At 61.1% G+C, this 1,269-nt stretch carries 1 protein-coding gene; it reads left to right on the top strand.

The annotated features are described in order from the left end of the window. Positions 1-125: 125 nt before the first annotated feature. A partial coding sequence (locus BO74_RS21110) for an ISAs1 family transposase (protein ID WP_496445374.1) occupies positions 126-1,269 on the top strand: 1,144 nt, incomplete at its 3' end.

Raw genomic sequence — 1,269 nt, 5'->3', positions numbered from 1 at the left:
CACGGCAATCGCTTACGCAAATGTCGTAAACCCGCAGAAAAAGTCGTTTACGATCAGACAGATACAACAACCTATTGTAAACACTGAAGAAATATCGTCTACTCTCGTATTTTTCGAGCGTAACGATGACCCTGCTGTCGATCTTTTCCCGCCTGAAAGACCCGCGTCGCGGGCCAGCCAAACGCTATGGCCTGAGCGAGATTCTGGTGATGGCGATCTGCGCTGTATTGTGTGGTGCGGATGACTGGGTCGAAGTCGCCGACTGGTGCGAAGACGAAGAGGCCTGGCTCAAGAGCTTTCTTGAGCTCCCGCATGGCACGCCCTCGCATGACACCTTTGGCGATGTGTTCCGCGTGCTGGATCCAGACGTCTTCGAATCGTGCTTCCGGGAATGGATCGGCGGCCTCGTCGGTGTCGTGAAAGACATCATCGCGCTCGACGGCAAAACGGTACGCGGATCGAAGGACGGCACGGTACCGCCCTTGCATCTCGTGAGCGCCTACGCCACCTCGCTCGGGCTAACCCTGGGCCAGGAAGGCTCGGCCGGCAAGGGCAACGAACTCAAGGCCGTTCGCGCCCTGCTCGATACGCTGCTTCTGGACGGCTGTATCGTCACCCTCGACGCCCTCGGCTGCCAAACCGACATTGCCGCCGCGATCATCGAAAAAGGCGGGGACTACGTTCTGGCGGTCAAGGCCAACCAGAAGACCCTGTCGGAAGCGCTCAGCGAGAGTTTCGCGACGGGAGACGAGCGCGGTTGGGGCTCGGTCGACGTGCAACACCAGACGACGGTCGAGAAGGATCACGGACGCATCGAGACCCGACGCGCGGTCTGGGTGCCGCGGGTTGACTGGTTACCGGAAGCGATCCTGGAAGCGTGGCCAACGCTCGGTGCGGTGGGCATGATCGAGACCACGCAGGAAAAGGGTCGGGGCGAGAGCGCGACGATCAGCACGGAGCGCCGCTACTTCATCATGAGCCGCGGCGTCACCACTGTCGATGACTTCAGCCGGGCGGTCCGGACGCACTGGGGGATCGAGTCGATGCACTGGGTCCTCGACGTGACCTTCCGGGAAGATGCCTGCCGGGTGCGTAAGGACGAGGCCGCACGCAACCTCTCGTTACTACGAAAAATCACCTTGGCCATGCTTCGCCTCGATACTGCCTATCCCAAGAGCAGCCTTCGCCAGCGCCGCAACCGTGCTTCCCGAAAACCGCTCTACCGCGCCGAACTCCTTGGCCTTCGCCAACGCACGAAAGCGGCCGTAG

The organism is Propionivibrio pelophilus DSM 12018, from assembly GCF_059569095.1.
Note: the sequence above shows the minus strand (reverse complement) of the source record. Positions and strands in the feature narration are given on the sequence as shown.